The organism is Brachymonas sp. KE5 (assembly GCF_057773645.1).
On the sequence record NZ_CM173463.1, the window covers coordinates 141,371 to 161,104 of the forward strand.

At 65.8% G+C, this 19,734-nt stretch carries 17 protein-coding genes; 5 read left to right on the plus strand and 12 right to left on the minus strand.

Going from position 1 to position 19,734, the window contains the following annotated elements; all coding sequences use genetic code 11:
* Positions 1 to 13: 13 nt before the first annotated feature.
* On the plus strand, positions 14 to 1,246 hold the full coding sequence (locus tag ACX36O_RS00750) for an MgtC/SapB family protein (RefSeq protein ID WP_371686426.1): 1,233 nt from the start codon (positions 14 to 16) through the stop codon (positions 1,244 to 1,246).
* Positions 1,247 to 1,343: 97 nt separating this feature from the next.
* On the opposite strand, the gene ACX36O_RS00755 is transcribed toward ACX36O_RS00750, so the two are convergent.
* Positions 1,344 to 3,317, minus strand: coding sequence for a pyruvate kinase (locus tag ACX36O_RS00755; RefSeq protein WP_371686427.1), 1,974 nt, complete (start codon positions 3,315 to 3,317; stop codon positions 1,344 to 1,346).
* A gap of 282 nt (positions 3,318 to 3,599) precedes the next feature.
* Between ACX36O_RS00755 and ACX36O_RS00760 the strand changes: the two genes are divergently transcribed.
* Positions 3,600 to 4,652 (plus strand): glycosyltransferase family 4 protein, encoded by a 1,053-nt coding sequence (locus ACX36O_RS00760; RefSeq protein ID WP_371686428.1) that lies wholly within the window; start codon positions 3,600 to 3,602, stop codon positions 4,650 to 4,652.
* Between the two features lie 13 nt (positions 4,653 to 4,665).
* On the opposite strand, the gene ACX36O_RS00765 is transcribed toward ACX36O_RS00760, so the two are convergent.
* The 9 genes from ACX36O_RS00765 to ACX36O_RS00805 all read right to left on the minus strand — a co-directional run bounded on the left by ACX36O_RS00765 (position 4,666) and on the right by ACX36O_RS00805 (position 15,876).
* Positions 4,666 to 6,555 carry an ABC transporter ATP-binding protein gene (locus tag ACX36O_RS00765; protein WP_371686429.1) on the minus strand — a complete coding sequence of 630 codons (1,890 nt, stop codon included), beginning with the start codon at positions 6,553 to 6,555 and terminating at the stop codon, positions 4,666 to 4,668.
* Between the two features lie 105 nt (positions 6,556 to 6,660).
* The gene (locus ACX36O_RS00770) at positions 6,661 to 6,942 is read right to left on the minus strand and encodes a hypothetical protein (RefSeq protein ID WP_371686430.1); all 282 of its coding nucleotides are present in this window, start codon (positions 6,940 to 6,942) and stop codon (positions 6,661 to 6,663) included.
* 15 nt (positions 6,943 to 6,957) lie between these two features.
* Positions 6,958 to 7,503, minus strand: coding sequence for a hypothetical protein (locus ACX36O_RS00775; RefSeq protein ID WP_371686431.1), 546 nt, complete (start codon positions 7,501 to 7,503; stop codon positions 6,958 to 6,960).
* Positions 7,504 to 7,687: 184 nt separating this feature from the next.
* The gene (locus tag ACX36O_RS00780; RefSeq protein WP_371686432.1) at positions 7,688 to 8,635 is read right to left on the minus strand and encodes a bile acid:sodium symporter family protein; all 948 of its coding nucleotides are present in this window, start codon (positions 8,633 to 8,635) and stop codon (positions 7,688 to 7,690) included.
* Between the two features lie 69 nt (positions 8,636 to 8,704).
* Positions 8,705 to 9,898 (minus strand): nicotinate phosphoribosyltransferase, encoded by a 1,194-nt coding sequence (gene pncB, locus ACX36O_RS00785; RefSeq protein WP_371686433.1) that lies wholly within the window; start codon positions 9,896 to 9,898, stop codon positions 8,705 to 8,707.
* Between the two features lie 107 nt (positions 9,899 to 10,005).
* Complete coding sequence (locus ACX36O_RS00790; RefSeq protein WP_488359909.1) at positions 10,006 to 10,686, minus strand: DUF2325 domain-containing protein; 681 nt, start codon at positions 10,684 to 10,686, stop codon at positions 10,006 to 10,008.
* A 170-nt stretch (positions 10,687 to 10,856) separates the two neighbouring features.
* A complete protein-coding gene (locus ACX36O_RS00795; RefSeq protein WP_488359910.1) occupies positions 10,857 to 11,897 on the minus strand; it encodes a DNA topoisomerase IB in 1,041 nt (346 codons plus the stop codon).
* 12 nt (positions 11,898 to 11,909) lie between these two features.
* On the minus strand, positions 11,910 to 14,369 hold the full coding sequence (locus tag ACX36O_RS00800) for an adenosylcobalamin-dependent ribonucleoside-diphosphate reductase (RefSeq protein WP_488359911.1): 2,460 nt from the start codon (positions 14,367 to 14,369) through the stop codon (positions 11,910 to 11,912).
* Positions 14,370 to 14,616: 247 nt separating this feature from the next.
* On the minus strand, positions 14,617 to 15,876 hold the full coding sequence (locus tag ACX36O_RS00805; RefSeq protein ID WP_488359912.1) for an NAD(P)H-dependent flavin oxidoreductase: 1,260 nt from the start codon (positions 15,874 to 15,876) through the stop codon (positions 14,617 to 14,619).
* Between the two features lie 235 nt (positions 15,877 to 16,111).
* Between ACX36O_RS00805 and mnmA the strand changes: the two genes are divergently transcribed.
* From mnmA to ACX36O_RS00820, 3 genes are all read left to right on the plus strand, one after another.
* A complete protein-coding gene (gene mnmA / locus ACX36O_RS00810; RefSeq protein ID WP_371686460.1) occupies positions 16,112 to 17,224 on the plus strand; it encodes a tRNA 2-thiouridine(34) synthase MnmA in 1,113 nt (370 codons plus the stop codon).
* 82 nt (positions 17,225 to 17,306) lie between these two features.
* A complete protein-coding gene (locus ACX36O_RS00815) occupies positions 17,307 to 17,702 on the plus strand; it encodes a TraR/DksA family transcriptional regulator (protein WP_213362374.1) in 396 nt (131 codons plus the stop codon).
* Between the two features lie 20 nt (positions 17,703 to 17,722).
* Entirely contained in the window at positions 17,723 to 18,283 is a 561-nt protein-coding gene (locus ACX36O_RS00820; protein WP_213362375.1) for a CinA family protein, read from the plus strand.
* 63 nt (positions 18,284 to 18,346) lie between these two features.
* Here the strand turns inward: ACX36O_RS00820 and ACX36O_RS00825 are convergent, their stop codons facing one another.
* Together ACX36O_RS00825 and ACX36O_RS00830 are read right to left on the minus strand one after the other, a co-directional pair.
* Positions 18,347 to 18,913 (minus strand): EF-hand domain-containing protein, encoded by a 567-nt coding sequence (locus ACX36O_RS00825; protein ID WP_213362376.1) that lies wholly within the window; start codon positions 18,911 to 18,913, stop codon positions 18,347 to 18,349.
* A gap of 176 nt (positions 18,914 to 19,089) precedes the next feature.
* Positions 19,090 to 19,632: a cytochrome b gene (locus ACX36O_RS00830; protein WP_213362377.1), complete on the minus strand. Its 543-nt coding sequence runs from the start codon at positions 19,630 to 19,632 to the stop codon at positions 19,090 to 19,092.
* Positions 19,633 to 19,734 lie beyond the last annotated feature (102 nt).

The following is a 19,734-nucleotide window of genomic DNA, read 5'->3' on the forward strand; positions in this document are numbered from 1 at the left end:
AAAGGAATGCGCGATGGATTGGGACAGCACCAAGGGTGTCATGACGGCACTGGGTATCGGCCTGCTCATCGGCGCCATTCGCGAGCGCCTCAGCGCGGAGCCCATGGCGGGCTTGCGCACCCATGCGCTGGTGGCCATCGTGGGCGTGGTGAGCATGCAGCTGGGCATGGGGGCCTATATTGCGGCAGTGCTGGCCGTGGGGGCGCTGGCCGTGGCCGGCTACATGCGCAACGATCCGGATGATTTGGGCCTGACGGGTGAGGTGGCCCTGCTGGTGAACGTGTCGCTGGCCGGCCTGGCCTATACCGACCAGGTGCTGGCAACCGCGCTGGGCGTGACGGCGGCAGCGCTGCTGCAGGCCAAGCGCCAGCTCAAGAACCTGAGCCGCAATATCATCACCGAGCAGGAAATCAAGGATGGCCTGCTGCTGCTGGCCGCGGCGCTGGTGGTGATGCCGCTGCTGCCCACCGAGGCGCTCGATCCCTGGGGCGTGCTGCGTCCGCGCACGATCTGGAAAATCGTCGTGCTGGTGATGGGCACCGGCATGCTGGGCCACGTGGCTCTGCGCATGGTGGGAGCGCGCTGGGGGCTGGCCGTGGCGGGTTTCTTTGCCGGCTTTGCCTCGTCCACTGCGGCGACGGCCAGCTTCGGCGCACGCGTCAAGGCCGATTCCAAGGTGCTGATGGCGGCCAGCTCGGCAGCCATCCTGGCGAACCTGGCCTCGCTGCTGCTACTGCTCGCCGTGGTATGGGCGGCATCTCCCGAACTGCTGCTCTCGCTGGCCTGGCCCATGGGGGCAGCGGTACTGGTGCTGGTGGTGAATGCAGCCTTCGGACTGCGCAGTGCCAGCGGCCAGGCCGAGGTGGAGGACGAAGGAGGCCACAACGCCTTCAAGCTCTCGCATGCGGTGCTGATTGCCGCCATCATCGGCGGCGTGTCCCTGGTTGCGGCCTGGGTGCGCCATACCTTTGGCGACACGGCGGCGATTGCGGCCGCCATGCTGGCAGCTTTGACGGAACTGCAGGCCGCGGCGGTGAGTATCGCGCAGATGAACACCTCCGGCAGCATGCCGACCAGCTACGCCCAGTGGGGCCTGATCGGCATCCTGACGACCAGCGGACTGGCCAAGTCGGTGCTGGGCTTTGTCAGTGGCGGTCCGCGCTATGGTCTGCGCGTCAGTACGGCACTGGTCGGCATGGTGCTTGCCGCTGCGACGGTGCAGTGGATGCTGCCCGCAGGCGCTTGAGGCGCGGCGGCTGCCGTACCGGTGCCGCTTGCGCTCCAGGGCAGCACAGTGCTGTCGCGCGAGCGGGAGCACGACGGCCCGGGGCCGCCTTGCCCGCTCAGTGCTTCTTGTGCTTGCCCGACTTCTTGCCGTGCTTGCCCTGCTTGCCTTCGGATGGCGCAATGTCGTAGAGGCCATGTGCCAGTCGCAGTTCGCGCAGCAGGGTGCGTTTCTTGGTCTGGTGCGAGCGCATGCGGCACAGGATGTCGTCCAGCACGCGCACGGCTTCGAGCACGTGCGGGCCCTTGTTCAGCATCACGCATTCGGCACGGTGGCCCATGGCGGCATCGGTGACTTCGGCGCGTGAGGGCAGGCCTTCCTTGGCCAGGCTTTCCAGCACCTGCGTGGCCCAGATCACCGGCACATGCGCCGCTTCGCAGATCCACAGGATTTCTTCCTGCAGTTCGGCCAGGCGTTCGAAACCGCTTTCGACCGCCAGGTCGCCGCGTGCGATCATGATGCCGCAGCAGGGGCCCTGCATGGCGCTGAGCAGCATCTGCGGCAGGTTCTCGAAACCGCGCCGCGTCTCGATCTTGAGCACGATGGCCAGGTCCGGCCGGCCCAGGCGGCGCAGCTCGGCTTCGAGCTGTTCCACATCGTCGGCGGTGTTGGCAAACGAGAGCTCCACCACGTCGGCATTGGCGGCGATGAACTCCAGATCGATCAAATCCTGCGCTGTGAGGGCCGGGATATGCAGGTCGCTGTCGGGCAGGTTGATGCCCTTGTCGGCGCGCAGCTTTTCGCCATCCAGGCCGGCGCGCGTGATGCGTACCAGGGCGTGGTCGCTCTCCATCTGCTCGACCACGCCGCCGATCTTGCCATCGTCGAACCAGATCGGTTCGCCGGCGCGCACATCGTCGAAGACTTCGGGCAGGGTGCAGCCGATGCTGGCCGGGGAGAGCACCTTGCCATTTGCATCCAGCGTGGCGGGTTGGCCGGGCTGCTGGTCGCGCGTGACGCGCAGCAGGTCGCCGGCACGCAGCAGCAGGGCGCTTGGCGTGGCTGGCAGGGCGCCCACGGCGGCATCGTGCGGAGGGCCGTCGGGCGTGCTCTTGCCGGTGGCCGGAATGCGGCGCAGCAGGGTGCCAGGCGCCACGTAGAGGGTGCGTTCCGCCTCGGCCCAGCAGCCGGTCTTGCCGGTCTGCACCACCTCCATGCTGCGGCGCTTGCCGCGCGCATCGGTCAGGCGGATGCGGTCGCCGGAGCGCAGCGAGCCCAGCCAGACGGCTGGCACCGGCACGCAGCCGTCGGCGTCTTCGGGCGGCGCTGCCGGCGCAGCGTCTTCGGCATGCAGCCAGATGCGTGCCGGCTGGCAGGGCTGGCCGAGGGCATCGCGGCGGGCGCGCAGGCGCAGCACGGCCGGGCCCGGCTCCAGCGGGCCGGTGCGCAGCTTGGGGCCGCCCAGGTCCATCACCACCTTGCAGGTATTGCCCAGCGCGCGTTCGGCACGGCGCAGGTGCTTGATCATGCGCGCCCAGGTGGCGGCATCATCGTGCGCGCAGTTGATGCGCATGCAGTCCATGCCCTGCGCCAGCAGGTCGTGGATCAGGCGCGGATCGTCGGCCGCCTCGCTCGGCATGGTGACCATGATGCGCACGTGGCGGCCCGGTTCGGCCGGGCCGAGCAGGGCGTTGGCGTGCTGTTCGAGCAGGTGCTGGCCGTGGGCAAAGTCATAGACCGTGGGCAGGTGCTCGCCCGGTTCCCAGCGTTGACCGCCGAGCTCGTGCAGGACTTCCAGAACGGCGTCGATGGTGGCCAGCACGTGCGATTCGGCGCGGCCCAGCGAGGACAGGCCCAGGGCCGACAGACGCATTTGCAAGGGGCGCAGATCCTGCTGGCGCATGTGCAGATAGTGCACCAGGTTGCGCGCACTCTCGCGGAAGTTGGGATGGGCGGCGTCGAGCAGTGACTGCAGCGAATCGGGAATGGCGACCATCTCCTCGCGCAGCTCCAGCATCTGCTGGCGGGCGGTTTCGATGTCCTTGCGGCGTTGCGCGGCGCTGCTGCGGGGAGATGAGGCGGGAGATGACATGGCGCTCCAGGATGAGGCGGGGAACAGGCCGTGAAATAGGCCATCTTGCCTCATATTGTGGCTGTGTCGGATGTCATATTTATGTCATCTGTTTGCATGCCGGAAGGTAGGGGCAATCGCTGACGCGGCAAGGCCGAGCGTGTTGCTGGCAGGACGGCGCGAAACCCGCATATGACAGGAATGACAACAATCCGTCATCAGCAAGCCACGAAAATGCACTTGAATCGTCATGGATGCGGGCGCAGGGGCGCTGTCTGCCGTACTACAAGGACTGTCTCCTCCATGAAAATTCTGATCGTTACCGATGCCTGGGAGCCGCAGGTGAACGGCGTGGTGCGCACGCTGAAGATGACCACACGCCATCTGCAGGAGATGGGCCACGAGGTGGCCATTCTTTCGCCGCTGGATTTCCGCTCCATGCCGTGTCCGACCTATCCGGAGATTTCGCTGGCGCTGACGACGCGGCAGAAGGTGGAGCGGCGCATCGTCGACATCGATCCGGACTGCCTGCACATCGCCACCGAAGGACCGCTTGGCTGGCTGGCGCGCGGCGTGGCGCTGCGGCATGGCTGGCCGTTCACCACGGCCTATCACAGCCGTTTTCCGGAGTATGTGCATGCGCGCTTCAAGCTGCCGACGCGCATCAGCTATGCGGCGCTGCGCCGTTTCCACAATGCCGGCCGCGCCACGCTGGCGCCGACGCCGGCGATTGTGGAGGATCTGAAGGCGCGCGGCTTCAACCAGGCGCGCCTGTGGTCGCGCGGCGTGAATCTGGAGGCGTTCAGGCCCGAGGGCGAGAGGCTGCCGCGCACGCCCGAGGTGCCGGTATTCCTGTATGTGGGCCGGCTGGCGGTGGAGAAGCAGGTGCACAAGTTCCTCGAACTGGACCTGCCCGGCGAGAAGTGGGTGGCCGGCACCGGTCCGGCCGAAGACAGATTGAAGGCGCGCTTTCCCGAGGCGCGCTGGTTCGGCGTGCTCAGCGGCGAGGATCTGGCCACGATCTACCGCTCGGCCGACGTGATGGTGTTTCCCAGCGTGACCGATACCTTCGGGCTGGTGATGGTCGAATCCATGGCCTGCGGCACGCCGGTGGCGGCCTATCCGGTGCCGGGGCCGATCGACGTGGTTGGCATGGAGTCGGATGGCGGCGTGCTCAGCGCCGATCTGCGCGCCGCCTGCCTGGCGGCGCTGGACAAGCCGCGCGACGCCGTGCGCCGCCATGCCGAGCAGTTCAACTGGCCGGCAGCCACGCGCCAGTTCGAGCAGGCGCTGGCGCCGCGCCGGGCGGTGGCGCCGCCCGTGCCGCTGCGTCCGGCGGCGGCCTCGGCCTCCTGAATCGGGAGGGAGCTCAGGCGGTTCCCGGAATCGCCAGTTCTTCCTCCGGGATCTCGTTGTCCTGCTCGCCCAGAAAACCGCCGCTCTGGTGCTGCCACAGGCGCGCATACAGGCCGCCGCGCGCCAGCAGCTGCTGGTGCGTGCCCTGTTCCACGATCTGGCCCTTGTCGAGCACGATCAGGCGGTCCAGCGCGGCGATGGTGGACAGGCGGTGCGCAATTGCGATCACCGTCTTGCCTTCCATCAGCGTGTGCAGGCTGCGCTGGATGGCGGCCTCCACTTCCGAGTCGAGCGCGCTGGTGGCTTCGTCCAGCACCAGGATCGGGGCGTCCTTGAGCATGACGCGGGCAATGGCCACGCGCTGGCGCTGGCCGCCGGACAGTTTCACGCCGCGCTCGCCCACCTGCGCCTCGTAGCCGGTGCGGCCTTCGCGGTCGGACAGTTGCAGGATAAAGTCGTGCGCTTCGGCGCGTTCGGCGGCGGCGATCATCTCGGCATCGCTGGCATCCGGGCGGCCGTAGAGGATGTTGTCGCGCATGGCGCGGTGCAGCAGCGAGGTGTCCTGCGTGACCATGCCGATATGCTGGCGCAGGCTGTCCTGCGTCACACTGCGCACGTCCTGGCCGTCGATCAGGATGCGGCCTGCCTGCACATCCTGGAAGCGCAGCAGCAGGTTCACCAGGGTCGATTTGCCGGCGCCCGATCGGCCAATCAGGCCGACTTTCTCGCCGGGGCGGATGGTGAGATTGAGCTGCTCGATCACCGGGGCGGCATCGCTGCGGTAGGCAAAGCGCACATCCTCGAAACGTACTTCGCCGCGCGTCACTTCCAGCCGTTGCGCATCCGGCGCATCCACCACGGCGCGCGGGCGCGACAAGGTGTTGATGCCGTCCTGGATGGTGCCCACACTCTCGAACAGGCTGGTCATTTCCCACATCACCCAGTGGCTCATGCCGTTCAGGCGCAGCGCCATGGCGCTCACGGCCGCCACCGCGCCGATGCCGACCTGGCCCTGCATCCACAGCCACAGCGAGAGTCCGCCGGCTGCCAGGATCAGGGCCACCATCAGCACCTGGTTGGCGATCTCGAACAGGCTTACCAGGCGCATCTGCGCATAGCCGGTGGCGCGGAACTCGTCCATGGCGGCGCGTGCAAAGCCGGCCTCGCGCTGCGTGTGCGAGAACAGCTTGACGGTGGCGATATTGGTGTAGGCGTCCGTGATGCGGCCGGTCATGGCGGCGCGGGCGTTGGCCTGTGCCTTGCTGACCATGCCCAGGCGCGGCACGAAATACCAGCAGGCCAGCGCATAGGCGATGGCCCACAGCAGGAAGGGCAGCATCAGGCGCAGGTCAAAGCCGGCGGTGAGCAGCAGGATGGTGAGCATGTAGGTGCCCATGCCGATCACCACGTCGGTGGTAGTGAACAGTGCGTCGCGCACGGCGAGCGCGGTCTGCATGATCTTGGTGGTGATGCGGCCGGCAAATTCCTCGGCATAGAAGGCCATGCTCTGGCCCAACATCAGGCGATGGAAAGTCCAGCGCATGCGCATCGGGAAGTTGATGGCCAGCGCCTGGTGCTTGACGATGGTCTGCAGCGCGACCAGCGCGATGGAAGCCAGCATGATGCCGGCGAGCCAGCCCAGCGCGGTGCCGTGGGTGGCGAGCAGCTCGGCCGGGCGCACCTCGCTCAGCCGGTCCACCACGCGGCCGAGCGTGGCGAACAGGAACACTTCGTAGGCGGCGATCAGGGCCGACAGGACGGCCATGCCGGCCAGATAGCCGCGCGCACCGGCCGTCATGCGCCAGACAAAAGGCAGAAAGCCCGTGGGGGGAAGCACGGGCTCTGCGGCGGGGTAGGGGGGAAGGCGGCGTTCGAACCAGCTGAACGGGGAAAGACTTGGCATGGGCAAATGCTAGCGAAATGGCAGCGGATGTGCTTGCAGCAGGTCTTTTTCGTGGCTGGCGACGCAAACGCCCCACAGTAAAGTGCGGGGCGTTTGGCGGGGGCATCAATTCAGGTCGGAATCCCGTTCCTGACGTTCGGTGATGCGGTCGACCACCGGTTTCAGGCTGGTGTCCTTGCGTCCCTGGCGGCGGTCGTCGACAGCGTCGTCTGCCTTTTCACGGTCTACCGGGTCATCGTTGGGCTCCAGTGCATCCGGCGACTGGTCGCGTTCGTGCGGCAGCTTGGCCTGATCCTTGGCTTCGCGGGAGACGTCGACATCGCGGTCGTCCTTTTCCAGGCTGTCCCCGGAGGGCAGCGGCGAACTGGGCTGGGTGTCGCTTTGCATGGCTGCTCCCGGCTCTCAGCGGCCGTCGCCGTCGGCATCACCCGGCAAGGCACGTTCCACGCGGTCCCAGGCGGCGCGACCGGCGCTCTTGGCCTGCTCCCAGCTCAGGCGCGAATCGCCTTTGAGTTCCTGCCAGTCGCGTTCCAGTTCAGTCTCGCTGTCGTCCCAGCTGCGGCCGGCGTAGCGTTCGCGACCCTGGTAACCCAGGCGGTAGGCGGGGGCGTAGTCGTCATAGGTATAGTCGGCCACGTAACCGGGCTGGGTGCGGTAGTTTTCGCCCCAGTAGGTGTTCTCGGGATCGGTGGCCTCAACGGCCGCATAGCCGCCCAGCGCGCCCAGCACGGCACCGACGGTGGCGCCGACAAAGGTGCCGACCGGCCCGCCGATCGCGGTGCCGACCACGGCGCCCCCTGCGGCGCCGGCCACCATGCCGCCGCCCATGGCGACGCTGCCGGCCTCCTTGCTTGCCTCACCGGGTGTCATGCCTTCCTGATGCAGGGGATTGGGATCCTGCGAGGGTTGGGCGATGGGGGTTTCCTTGAGGGGTTCCTGGACGGGCATGGCGCTGCTCCTTGTACTGTGACCGGTCCGCTGCCGCACACCCGATGTGCGCGGCGCGGAGAGGGTCTTGTCTATGGAGTCAGTGTGCCGCTGCCTGCCTTCCCTGGGTGTCGGGCAAAGACTGCGGGGCTTGTCGGTCCAGTCTGATAGGCAACCTGTCCCGGAACATGGGACGCGCCCCCGATCAGCCCTGGGCGCGGCGTTCTTCCTTGCGTGCCCAGTAGGTCGCCAGCAATGGCCCGGAAATGTTGTGCCAGAAGCTGAAGATGGCGCTGGGGACGGCCGCCACCGGGTTGGCCTTGAAATGAACGGCGGCCAGCGCGGCCCCCAGGCCGGAGTTCTGCATGCCGACTTCGATGGCGATGGCCTTGTTGTCCGCATGGCTCAGGCCGAGCAGGCGAGCCCCCCAGTAGCCGATCAGGTAACCGAGGCCGTTGTGCAGCATCACCACGGTGAAGATGAGCAGGCCGGTTTCGGCGATGCGGGCCTGACTGGCAGCGACCACGGCTGCCACGATGGCGACGATGGCGAACACCGATACCAGCGGCGTGAACTCTGCCACTGCCTTGACGCGTGCGCCCAGCAGAGCCTGGGCGATCAGGCCAAGTGCAATCGGGAACAGAACGACCTTCAGCACGGAGATGAACATGCTGCCTGCGTCGATGTCGATCCACTCACGCGCCAGCAGATAGAAGATCGCCGGGGTAAGCAGGGGAGCCAGCAGCGTGGATGCGGCCGTGCATGCTACGGACAGCGCCGTGTTGCCGCGGGCCAGGTAGGTCATCACGTTGGACGCAGTACCGCCAGGGCAGCTGCCCACCAGAATCACGCCGATGGCGATTTCCGGCGGCAGGTTGAGGCCCTTGGACAGCAGGTAGGCCAGCCCAGGCATCACCAAGAACTGCGCGACCACGCCGATCAGCACGGCCTTGGGATGGCGGGCCACCTCCCGGAAATCCGCTGTGGACAGCGTGATCCCCATGCCGAACATGACGATGCCGAGCAGCCAGGTGATCCATGGCACGATCCACTTGAAGCCTGCCGGCCACATGAATGCAGCAGCCGCTGCGAGCAGCACCCAGAGTGCAAACGTCTTCTGGATGAATTGACTGACTTTCTGAAAACCGGACACCTCATGCCTCCTGCAAAATGGTTGAGCTGGGGTTAACCCAGCCTGGATTTTAGGGGGCAAATGTCGGGTTTATGGTGCCTGTTCCGGCTCCGGAATCTCGAACACCTTGCGCAGATACTTCAGATAGCCTTCGTCTTCCACCATGGTCTTGCCTGGCGAGTCGGAAATCTTGGCCACCGGCTGGCCGTTGCACTCGATCATCTTCAGCACGATGGACAGCGGCTCGGGGCCGAGGTCGTTGGTCAGGTTGGTGCCGATGCCGAAGGCGGTCTGGATGCGGCCGTGGAAGCGCTGGAAAATCTCGATGCTGCGCGGCACGGTCAGGCCGTCGCTGAAGATCAGCAGCTTGGTGCGCGGATCGCAGCGGTTGGCGGTGTAATGCGCGATCATGCGCTCGCTCCAACTGAACGGGTCGCCGCTGTCGTGGCGGGCGCCGTCGAACAGCTTGCAGAAGTACATGTCGAAATCGCGCAGGAAGGCATTCATGCCGTACACGTCCGACAGCGCGATGCCAAGATCGCCGCGGTATTCCTGCGCCCATTTCTCGAAGGCGAACACCTGCGTGTCGCGCAGGCGCGGGCCGAGTGCCTGGCAGGCCTGCAGGTACTCGTGCGCCATGGTACCCATGGGCTTGAGGCCGAGCTGGTGCGCATACATGACGTTGCTGGTGCCGGTGAACTGGCTGCCCGGTTCCGTGCCGAGGCGTTGTTTGAGGAGGGTGAGCACCTCGTGGTGCCAGTCGCGCGAAAAACGGCGGCGCGAGCCATAGTCGGCAATGCGCAGGTCTTCCAGGCCGGGTTGCTGCATCAGCGCGATCTTGGCATCGAGGCGGCGCCGGCCTTCGTCATAGTCCACCTGGGGCGCGGTGTTGCGGAAGTAGACCTCGGCCACGATGGAGAGGATCGGGATCTCGAACAGAATGGTATGCAGCCAGGGGCCGCGGATGCGGATGTCGAGCTCGCCCTTGTCGAGCGGGGTGATGGTGACGGCCTTCTCGTTGAGCTGGAACAGGCCGAGGAAATCGACGAAATCGCTCTTGATGAAGCGCAGGCTCGCCATGTAGGCCAGCTCGTCCTCGGTAAAGCGCAGCGAGCAAAGGTGGCGAATTTCCTCGCGGATCTCCTCCATGTAGGGCACCAGTTGCACGCCCGGGGTGCGGCACTTGAACTTGTATTCGACCTGGGCGCCCGGAAACTGGTGCAGCACCGCCTGCATCATGGTGAACTTGTAGAGGTCGGTGTCGAGGAGGCTTTCGATGATCATGGGCGCAACGGTAGGGAGGTGAATGGGCAATGCACTGCACGAGGGCGGCCATCGCTTGCGCATCCTTGGCCTATTGTGCAGCACAACCGGCAAAACGATTCTGCGGGTCAATCGGTGGCACCAGGAAACAGCGACAATTCCTTCTGGACGGCTGGATCGACTGGTGCTGATTCTGGCGTAGCAACATCGGCGGGGGCGTCATCGCAAAGGGCCTGCACGCGCACGATGCGCAAGGCATCGGGTTGGTCGATCAGGATGCACTGCTTGCCGGTGCGCCGGCAATGGTTATGCAAGCGCCAGTAGTCGTTGTGACTGACGCAGCCAGCCTGGCAGATCACCAGATCCGCTTCGGAAAGATGGCTGGAGAGGGCATCGCTGTCGCTGCCCGAAAGTGCGGCGGCATCTATCTGCGGCAACGCGGGCTCCGTTGCCGGTCCGGGCGGGAGTGCCTGCTGACGCTGCTGCGCATGCTGCCAACGCAGCTTTTCCCGCATGAGACCTTGCACGCGCTGCAGCAGCGCATCGATCTGGGCGACCAGCATCCTGCGGCGAGGCAGACCGGGGTGGGCGGCCCGGAGTTGCGCCAGCTCCTGCTGCAGGCCCTGGATCGTGGTGTCGCGCACAATGACCGCCGCCCGCAGGCGCATGCCATCGGCCTGCAACCGGGCGATGTGCGCCTGCTGCGCCGCGATGTGTTCGCTGCAGCGTGCCTGCACACCGGCGCAGTGGCGCAGCAGCACGCAAAACTCGTTCTGCGGCGGGACGGGGATGCAAGGAATTTGGTGCATGGAGATACTCCTGGAATCGGCTCGGAAGAAGGCATGAAACGCCGGCGGCCCTGGCATGATCGATTGATTCTAATAATGAGAATTATTATCATCTTATTGACTCGCGGAGCTGGGGTCAACACCCTGATGGCTGTGCCGACAAGGCACGCTGTTGCAGCGGTGCGCCGGAGTCAGGCGGGGCGGCGGGAGCGCCGCGCCCGCAGGCTGCGTTCACTGGTGAGCATGCGTTGCAGCGCAGCCTCCGAGCGGCTCAGATTCTCCAGTGCCGTGTCGCCGCGGCCTTCGCGTGGCTCGTAGTCGTCCAGCACCTTGCCTTCGAGGTAGCGATCGAAAATCAGCGGACAGATGTAGCTGCTGCGCGTGACGGCAGGGGTATTGCCAAGGTCGGCCGCAACCTGGCGCACGCATTCCACCAGCACCTTGCGCGCCGTCCGTTCATCCTCGGCCACGCCCTGTTGCGCCAGGAACTCGGCCGCCAGCAGGGTGCCGCCCCAGGTGCGGAAATCCTTGGCCGTGAAGGGGCCGATCATCTCGCGCAGGTAGGTGTTCAGTTCTGCCGCACGCATGCGCCGCCGGGCTCCGTTGTCGTCCACGCTCTGGAACAGCCACGGACCGGGCAGTTCCAGCAGGCGGGCGATGTTGCCGGCCAGGGTTCGGTCGGTGGTGGCACGGTGCTGCTCGATGCCGTGCTTGCCCTTGAAATGGAAGATGACGGTGCTGCCCTCGATCGCCACATGGCGCTGCCGCAGCGTGCTCAGTCCGTAGGTCTTGTGCCGGCGGGCATAGGTGTCGTTGCCGACGCGGAAACGTGCCACATGCAGCAGCCGCGTCATCAGCGCCAGTACCTTGCGCGGGGGCAGGCCGCTCAGGCGCAGATCCCTGGTGGTGGCCTGCTTGAGCGTATCAAGCACCTCGGCGAAGCGCACCATGCGCTGCCATTTGCGCAATGCGCCGGCCTGGACAAAGTCGGGGTGATAGCGGTATTGCAGGCGGCCGGCGGCATCGCGGCCGAAGGCCTGCAACTCGGCGTCAGCATCCGGCGAGACAAAAACGTCCTCATAGGCAGGCGGTACCGCCAGCTTCGCGATACGGGCGATACCGGCCTTGCTGGTGTAGCGCCGGCCATCCGGCCAGAAATAGCGGAAGCGCTTCGGGTCATGCCCCTCTCGCCGAAGGTACTGTTCGCTCAGCAGTTCGGTGCGGGTGGGCATGACAGGGCTGGCTTAGCCGCAGCTCCCCACGTAACCGCACTGCGTGCAATAGTCGCAACCATCCTTGCGGATCATGGCATGCGCACCGCACTCGGGGCACTTCTTGCCGGCCATCACCGGCAGCGACTGCTGCACGCCCACCGGCGTGTGGTTGGGCGAGGGTGCGTCCAGGTCCTTCAGCGGCAGTTCCATCTGGCTGCGTTCGCCGATCAGGTTCTGCAGCGCGTAGGCGATGGCAGCCACTTCGCTGTCGTGCCACATGGGCACCAGCGTGCCGTCTGCCTTCTCGTAGGTGCCCAGGCGCACCGGGCCGCGGTCCCAGCTGACCTTGCGCAGGTCTTCCAGCGCACGGTCCAGGAAGCCGCCGCGAGCAGCCAGCGACAGGGAGCGCATGGTGGCGGTGATCCACTGCTGCGATTCGCCGCTCTGGCCCACCGGCATGAAGAATTCGATGGCGCGCTCGATGGTGCGGCCGTCGGGCGTGGCCACCGGCATGAAGGAGACGATCAGGTACAGGCGCTTCTTGCCTTCCTGCGTCCAGTATTCGATCTTCTCGGCCACCGCGTTGAGGCTGCCCTTGGGACGGCTCTCGATCACGGTGCGCATCGGGTCAAAGGTGACCGGAGCAGCTTCCCCCACGGGCTCGGGCTTCTTCTCTTCCGCCTTGGGCGTGGCTTCCAGCACGGCACCCAGGATGTTGTTGGGACGGTAGGTGGCCAGGCCCTTCAGGCCGGCCGTCCAGGCCTGGCGGTACAGGTCCTTGAAGTCGTCGTAGGGATAGTCTTCGGGGATGTTGACCGTCTTGGAGATGGAGGTGTCGATGTAGGGCTGCACCGCCTGCATCATGCCGACGTGGTCGGCTGCGCTCATTTCCAGCGCGGAGACGAAGTACTCGGGCAGCGGCGCATCGGCGCCCTTGAGCGTGTGGTACACGCGGGCAGCGTGGTCTTCCACCGTGTATTCGCTGGTGGTGCCGTCGGCCTCGCGCTTCTTGCGCTTGTAGCTCCAGGAGAAGGCTGGCTCGATGCCGTTGGAAGCGTTGTCGGCAAAGGCCAGGCTCACGGTGCCGGTGGGGGCGATGGAGAGCAGGTGGCTGTTGCGGATGCCGTATTTCTTGATCTCGGCCTTGATGTCGGCCGGCAGGCGGCTGGCAAAGGTGCCGTTGCCCAGGTAGGCCTTGGCATCGAATTTGGGGAAGGCGCCTTTTTCCTTGGCCAGCTCGACCGAGGCACGGTAGGCGGCGTTGCGCATGCGCTCGCCGATCTGCGCGGCCATCTGGCGGCCTTCGTCGCGGTCGTAGCGCAGGCACAGCATGGACAGGGTGTTGCCCAGGCCGGTAAAGCCCACGCCGATGCGGCGCTTGGATTGCGATTCGGCATGCTGCTGCGGCAGCGGCCACCAGGTCACGTCCAGCACGTTGTCGAGCGCGCGCACCTGCACCGCCACGGACTGCTCAAAGGCCTCGAAGTCGAACTCGGGCGTGCCGTCCACGCCGAACGGGTTGCGCACGAAGCGCGTCAGGATGATCGGGCCCAGGTCGCAGCAGCCATAGCTGGGCAGGGGTTGCTCGCCGCAGGGGTTGGTGGCGGCGATGGTTTCGCAGTAGTTCAGGTTGTTGTCGCGGCCGATCTGGTCCAGGAACAGAATGCCCGGCTCGGCAAAATCGTAGGCCGACTGCATGATGGTGTCCCACAGCTGGCGCGCCGGCACCTTGCGGTAGACCCACTTGCCGTCGTCGCGCTGGTAGCCGCCCTTGTCGAGCACTTTCTTGCCGGGACGGGCCTTGTGCACCAGTTCCCAGTCCTTGTCGTCCTGCACGGCCTGCATGAAGGCATCGCTCACGCCGACGGACACGTTGAAATTGTTCCAGCGGCCGGGAGTGCGCTTGGCGGTGATGAATTCGAGCACGTCCGGATGGTCGATGCGCAGCACGCCCATCTGCGCACCGCGGCGGGCACCGGCGGATTCGACCGTGGAGCAGCTCTGGTCGAACACGTTGATGTAGCTGCACGGGCCGCTGGCGATGGAATGCGTGCCCTTCACCTCGGCGCCCTTGGGACGGATGCGGGAGAAGTCGTAGCCCACGCCGCCACCGCGGCGCATGGTTTCGGCCGCTTCGCGCAGCGCCTCGTAGATGCCGGGGAAGCCCTCGTCATCCACGCCCTGGATGCAGTCGCCCACGGGCTGCACAAAGCAGTTGATCAGCGTGGCCTGGATCTCGGTGCCGGCGGCGCTCATGATGCGGCCTGCGCCAATGGCGCCGGCCTTGAGGTTGGTCAGGAACTTCTGTTCCCACTCCGCGCGCAACTCGGGCTTTTCGGCGCCGGCCAGGGCGCGCGCCACGCGGGCGTAGATCGCATCGGCGCTGTTTTCGCCTTCCTTGCAGTACTTTTCGATCAGGACGTCGAGGGAGATGAGTTGTTCGGGCAGTTGCATGGTGGTGGCGGAAGGAGTGCGTTCAGCGATGTCCATGGACGGTATTCAGGGTGGGAGTGCAGAAAAAATCGGGGGAGCGACGCGGCAGGCGCCAGCGCGCAAGGGAGGGGATTATGGGGCCTCTGGCGGGCTTTTGTGCGAGTCCCTTGCGGCAAAGTGGGCAGGTCGTCCGGCAGCCAGTTTAGCGGTTTTGCCAGCCGGATTTCTTGCAGGGGGCTTTCAGCAAACTGACAAAAAGCCGCAAACCCAGTCTGCACCGGGCTTGCGGCCGGAATTGGTATTTTTACGGATGGGCGGCGGCACCACGGCCGCCAAGCAGCCATTGCAGCAGATCCTGAACGGGACGGATTTCCGAGCCGAAGGGCAGCTTGCCGGCGCCGCGGAAGAACAGGCCCTTCTGCGTGTCGCCTTCCTGCGCGTGGGCCAGATGCTTGTCGATGCAGAACTGGCCGATATCGCTCTTGCCGTCACGCAGGCCGCAGTGCTGCAGGCAGTCGAACGCCATGTTGCAGCGCTTCTCGTGTGCCACGGCCTGTAGCTTGGGCTCGATGCGCAGGTATTTGTCGAGCCAGGGCGTGCGCACACCGCGTGCCGGCAGCCCGGCCACGCTGGTGAACTCGACGACATCCTCGGGTTTGGCATTGGCCAATACCTGCTTGAAGGCGGGCGCGGCATCGCTCTCTTGCGTCACTGCGAAAGCCGTGCCCATCTGCACCGCGTCGGCCCCCAGCCCTTGCAGGCGCAGGATGTCCTCGTGGCGGCTGACGCCGCCGGCGGCAATCAGCGGAATGTGGCGCTCGTAGCCCGCACTGCGCAGGAACTCGCGCACGGCCGGCAGCACGTTCTCGAACTCGAAACGCGGGTCGTTCAGATCCATGATCTTGGCAGCGCCCAGGTGGCCGCCGGCCAGGCGCGGGTGCTCGATCACGATGGCATCGGGCAGACGGCCCTTCTTCTCCCATTTCTTCACGATCAGCTGCACGCCGCGCGCGTCGCTCAGGATCGGGATCAGCGCCGCCTTGGGATGGTCCTTGGCCAGTTCGGGCAGGTCCAGCGGCAGGCCGGCGCCCACCACCACGGCATCGATGCCGGCCTCGAGCGCGGTGCGCACGTTCTGCGCATAGGCGCTGATGGCCTTCATCACGTTCACCGCGATCAGGCCCAGGCCCTGCGAGATGTCGCGCGCGCGGGCGATCTCGCGGCGCAGCGCCTCGTTGTTGGCGGCGTCGATCACGCCCTTGGCATGGGCCACGTCACGCGATTTTTCCAGCGGACGGGTCTTTTCCATCAGGTCGGGGTGCAGGCGGCGCAGGTCCACGGACGAGATGGTGCCGACGGCGCCCATGCGTGCCACGGTGCCGGCCAGGCCGCCGGCAGAGATGCCCACGCCCATGCCGCCCTGCACGACCGGAATCAGCGTCTTGCCGGCCAGCGACCACAGTTTCAGGCCGGAAGCGGTGGCCTTCTCGCGCAACTGTTCGACCAGCGCGCTGGCCTCGGCGAGGGAGGGGAAGGTGGGAAGAGGAACTGCAGTGGGAGACATGAAGCGATCCGGCTGGACAAAGTGGTAACCCGTCGAGGCTAGCAAAGAAGGCTTTTCCTTCGCTTGTTGTGGGTCAAGCATTGGCGTGATCGGGCGGACTCATGCAACATGGGCGTAGAAGTTGGCGCCGGCTGTTGCGGCAAACGCCACAGTGCATGCCCAAGCCGCACCGGCGACGGCGGGGGAATACAGGCCAGGTCATCCCCGCCGGGCGGCGGCCGGCGATAATTGCAGGATGACCAAACACCGCATCGTGGTGGGCCTGAGCGGCGGCGTGGATTCTGCCGTCAGCGCCTACCTGCTGAAAAAACAGGGGCACGAGGTGGTCGGCATCTTCATGAAGAACTGGGAGGATGACGACGACTCGGAGTACTGCTCGTCCAACATCGATTTCGTCGATGCCGCCAGCGTGGCCGACGTGATCGGCATCGAGATCGAACACGTCAACTTCGCGGCCGAATACAAGGACCGCGTGTTTGCCGAGTTCCTGCGCGAGTATCAGGCCGGCCGCACGCCCAATCCGGATGTGCTGTGCAATGCCGAGATCAAGTTCAAGGCCTTTCTCGACCACGCCATGCGTCTGGGCGCCGAGAAGATCGCCACCGGCCACTATGCGCGCGTGCGGCGGCTCGACACGGACGAGGTGCAGCTGCTCAAGGGGCTTGATCCCTCCAAGGACCAGAGCTATTTCCTGCACCGGCTGAATCAGACCCAGTTGCAGAAGACGTTGTTCCCGGTCGGTGAACTGCACAAGACCGAGGTGCGCCGCATTGCCGAGGAAATCGGCCTGCCGAACGCGAAGAAGAAGGACTCGACCGGCATCTGTTTCATTGGCGAGCGGCCGTTCCGCGAGTTTCTCAACCGCTACCTGCAAAGCCAGCCGGGTCCGATCAAGGACGAGAAGGGTCGCACCATCGGCGAGCACATGGGGCTGAGCTTCTACACGCTGGGGCAGCGGCAGGGGCTGGGCATCGGTGGCGTCAAGGCCAAGGGCGCTCCGCGCGGCGGCGGCGACCATGCGCCATGGTTCGTGGCGAAGAAGGACATGGCAACCAACACGCTGTATGCGGTGCAGGGGCATGACCATCCCTGGCTGCTGTCGCAGACGCTCAAGGCGGTGGATCTGAGCTGGTGCGCCGGCAAGCCGCCAGCGGCGGCACAGTCCGCCAGCGGATTTGCGGCCAAGACGCGCTACCGCCAGGCCGATGCGCCGTGCACGCCTTCGCTGCTGGCTGATGGTTCGCTGCAGCTGGATTTCCCCGAGCCGCAATGGGCGGTCACGCCGGGGCAGAGTGCTGTGCTGTATGACGGCGAAGTCTGCCTGGGCGGGGGCATCATCACCGCCTGAGCGGGCTCTGCGGCACGCCCTTTGTGACAGGGATGTTTCGCCGTACACTTGGGTCAGGAGTATCCCGTATCAGGAGAACAACATGGGCAAGCACCTCTCTGCCGCACAACTGGCTGAACTCAAATCCCTGCTCGAACAGCGCAAGGCCGAGATCGAAGGTCGTATTCACGAGGTGCGCGACGGTCAGAGCCGTGTGGACCATGCCCGTGACATCATCGAAACGCGCGGCAGCGTCGAGCGCCAGCACAGCTCCGACCGCGAAGTGGATCTGGCCCTGAGCGACATGGGTGCGGTCGACTTGGCGCGCGTAAATGCGGCGCTGGAGCGCATCGATAACGGCACCTACGGCGAGTGCGACGAGTGCGGCTGCGACATCCCGTTTGCGCGCCTGCAGATCGAGCCGCAGACGCAGCACTGTGTCACCTGCAAGTCGCGCTGGGAGCGCGAGACCGCAGCGGTGCCGAACGCACGCATGTAAGCGGCCTCTCCTTCATGTCCATGGAGCGCAATCCCCTGCACCCGGTTCCGCAGGGCGGGAGTGACGCCGGCCTGCTGTTTCTGGAGGAGGATACCTTTGCCATCTGCCGCCGCCTGGCGGATTGCCTGGGCAGCCGGGGCTGGATGATGGCCACGGCCGAGAGTTGCACCGGCGGCCTGATCGCCGCTGCCTGCACCTCGCTGGCAGGATCGAGCCAGTGGTTCGAGCGCGGCATGGTGAGCTATTCCAATTTGGCCAAGACCGAGCTGCTGGACGTGCCGGCGGAACTGATAGCGCAGCACGGCGCGGTGAGCGAGCCGGTAGCGCGGGCCATGGCGCTGGGGGCCTGTGCGCGCTCCGGGGCGCAGGTTGCGCTGGCGGTGACGGGCGTGGCCGGGCCGGGAGGCGGTTCGGTCGAGAAGCCGGTGGGCCTGGTCTGGTTCGGCTGGCAGCTGGGCAATCTGGGGGTGGCCGAGATGCGCGTGTTTCCGGGTGACCGGGCGGCCATTCGTGCCGCGACGGTGCGGCACGCCCTGCAGGGCCTGCTGGTGCGCCTGCAGCCGCTGCGGCCTGCGCACTGAAATCTCCCCCTGCAAGACAACAAGGCGCCCTCGGGCGCCTTGTTCATGCCTGCTGATCAGCGATCAACGGTTGCGGCCACGCGGCTGCTGCATCTGGTGGTTGGAGAACTCGGTGGCGTCGATCTTGCCGTCCTTGTTGGTGTCCATGTCGGCAAAGGACTGGGCCTGCGCCGCGTTGCGCATCAGGCGGCCTTCCTGGGAGCGCTGCTGCAACTTGTCGGAACGGTACTGGTTCAGCTCTTCCTGGCTGATGGCGCCATCGCGGTTGGTGTCGAAATCGGCAAAGTCCGGACGGTTCATGCCGCGGCCCATGCCACGGCCTTGCCCCTGGCCCTGCATGGCACCCTTGCGCTGGCCCGGGCGCATACGGTTCTGATGGGCATTGGCAAACTCATTGCGGCTGATGACGCCGTCCTTGTTGGCATCCATCTGCGCGAAGCTCAGCGCATTGCGGCCCATGCCGGGGCGCTGCGCGCGTACGCGGTCGAGTTCCTGCTGCGTGATCACGCCGTTGCCGTCACGGTCGAAGGTGGCGAACGAGGCGCGCGTCTGGGCCGAAGCGGGCAGGCTCATGCCGGCGAGCAGGGCAGCAGCACCGAGGGCAGACAGGATACGCACGGATTTTTTCATGATGCACTCCTTGTGAGGGAAAGGAAAAAGCGGATTGCTTGCACATCTCCTTTATATTCCTGCTACCTTAAGTGTCCATGAAGACCGCAAGCAGGTGTTTCGGGATGCCTCGGCTGCATACAAGCGGATACAGCACCGTGGCGATGCGGCCACTGCAAGCGGCCACACCCGCCGGCTCAGCGTGGCCGCATGCGTTGCAGCGTGTCATCCTTCATCACATGGTGATGGTACAACGCTGCGATGGCATGCAGGCCGATAAGCAGGTAACCCAGTGAGGCAATGGTTTCGTGCAGCTCCTTCATGCGCAGACCGGCCGCGCGGTCGGCCACGGCCAGCGGGGGCAGTTCCATGCCCCAGAAGGGCACGTTGTTGCCGAAAGCGTTCACCATCATCCAGCCGGTGAGCGGCAGGAACATCAGCATGGCCAGCAGCAGGCCGTGCGTGAGCATGCTCAGGGTGCGTTGCCATTGCGGAATCGGCGGCGTGATGGGCGGCGTCTTGCTGCGGGCGCGCAGCAGCAGGCGCAGCCAGGTCAGGGCGAATACCGTCATGCCCAGCGTGAAATGCCACATTTTCATCGCCTCGCGCTCCGGGCTGTCCTTGGGGTAGATGCCCTTGAACTCCATCAGGCAGTAGACGGCGATCACCAGCAGGACGGTGAGCCAGTGCATGGCGATGACGGGGGTGCTGTAGCGGGGAGGGGCGAAGGAATTTGGCATGGGAGTCGCGCAGAAGGGCAGGGAAAGTGCGCCTATCTTACGCCGATGTGCCCACGAAAAAGGGCCGGCAAGCGCCGGCCCCTGTCAGGCACGCATCACCCG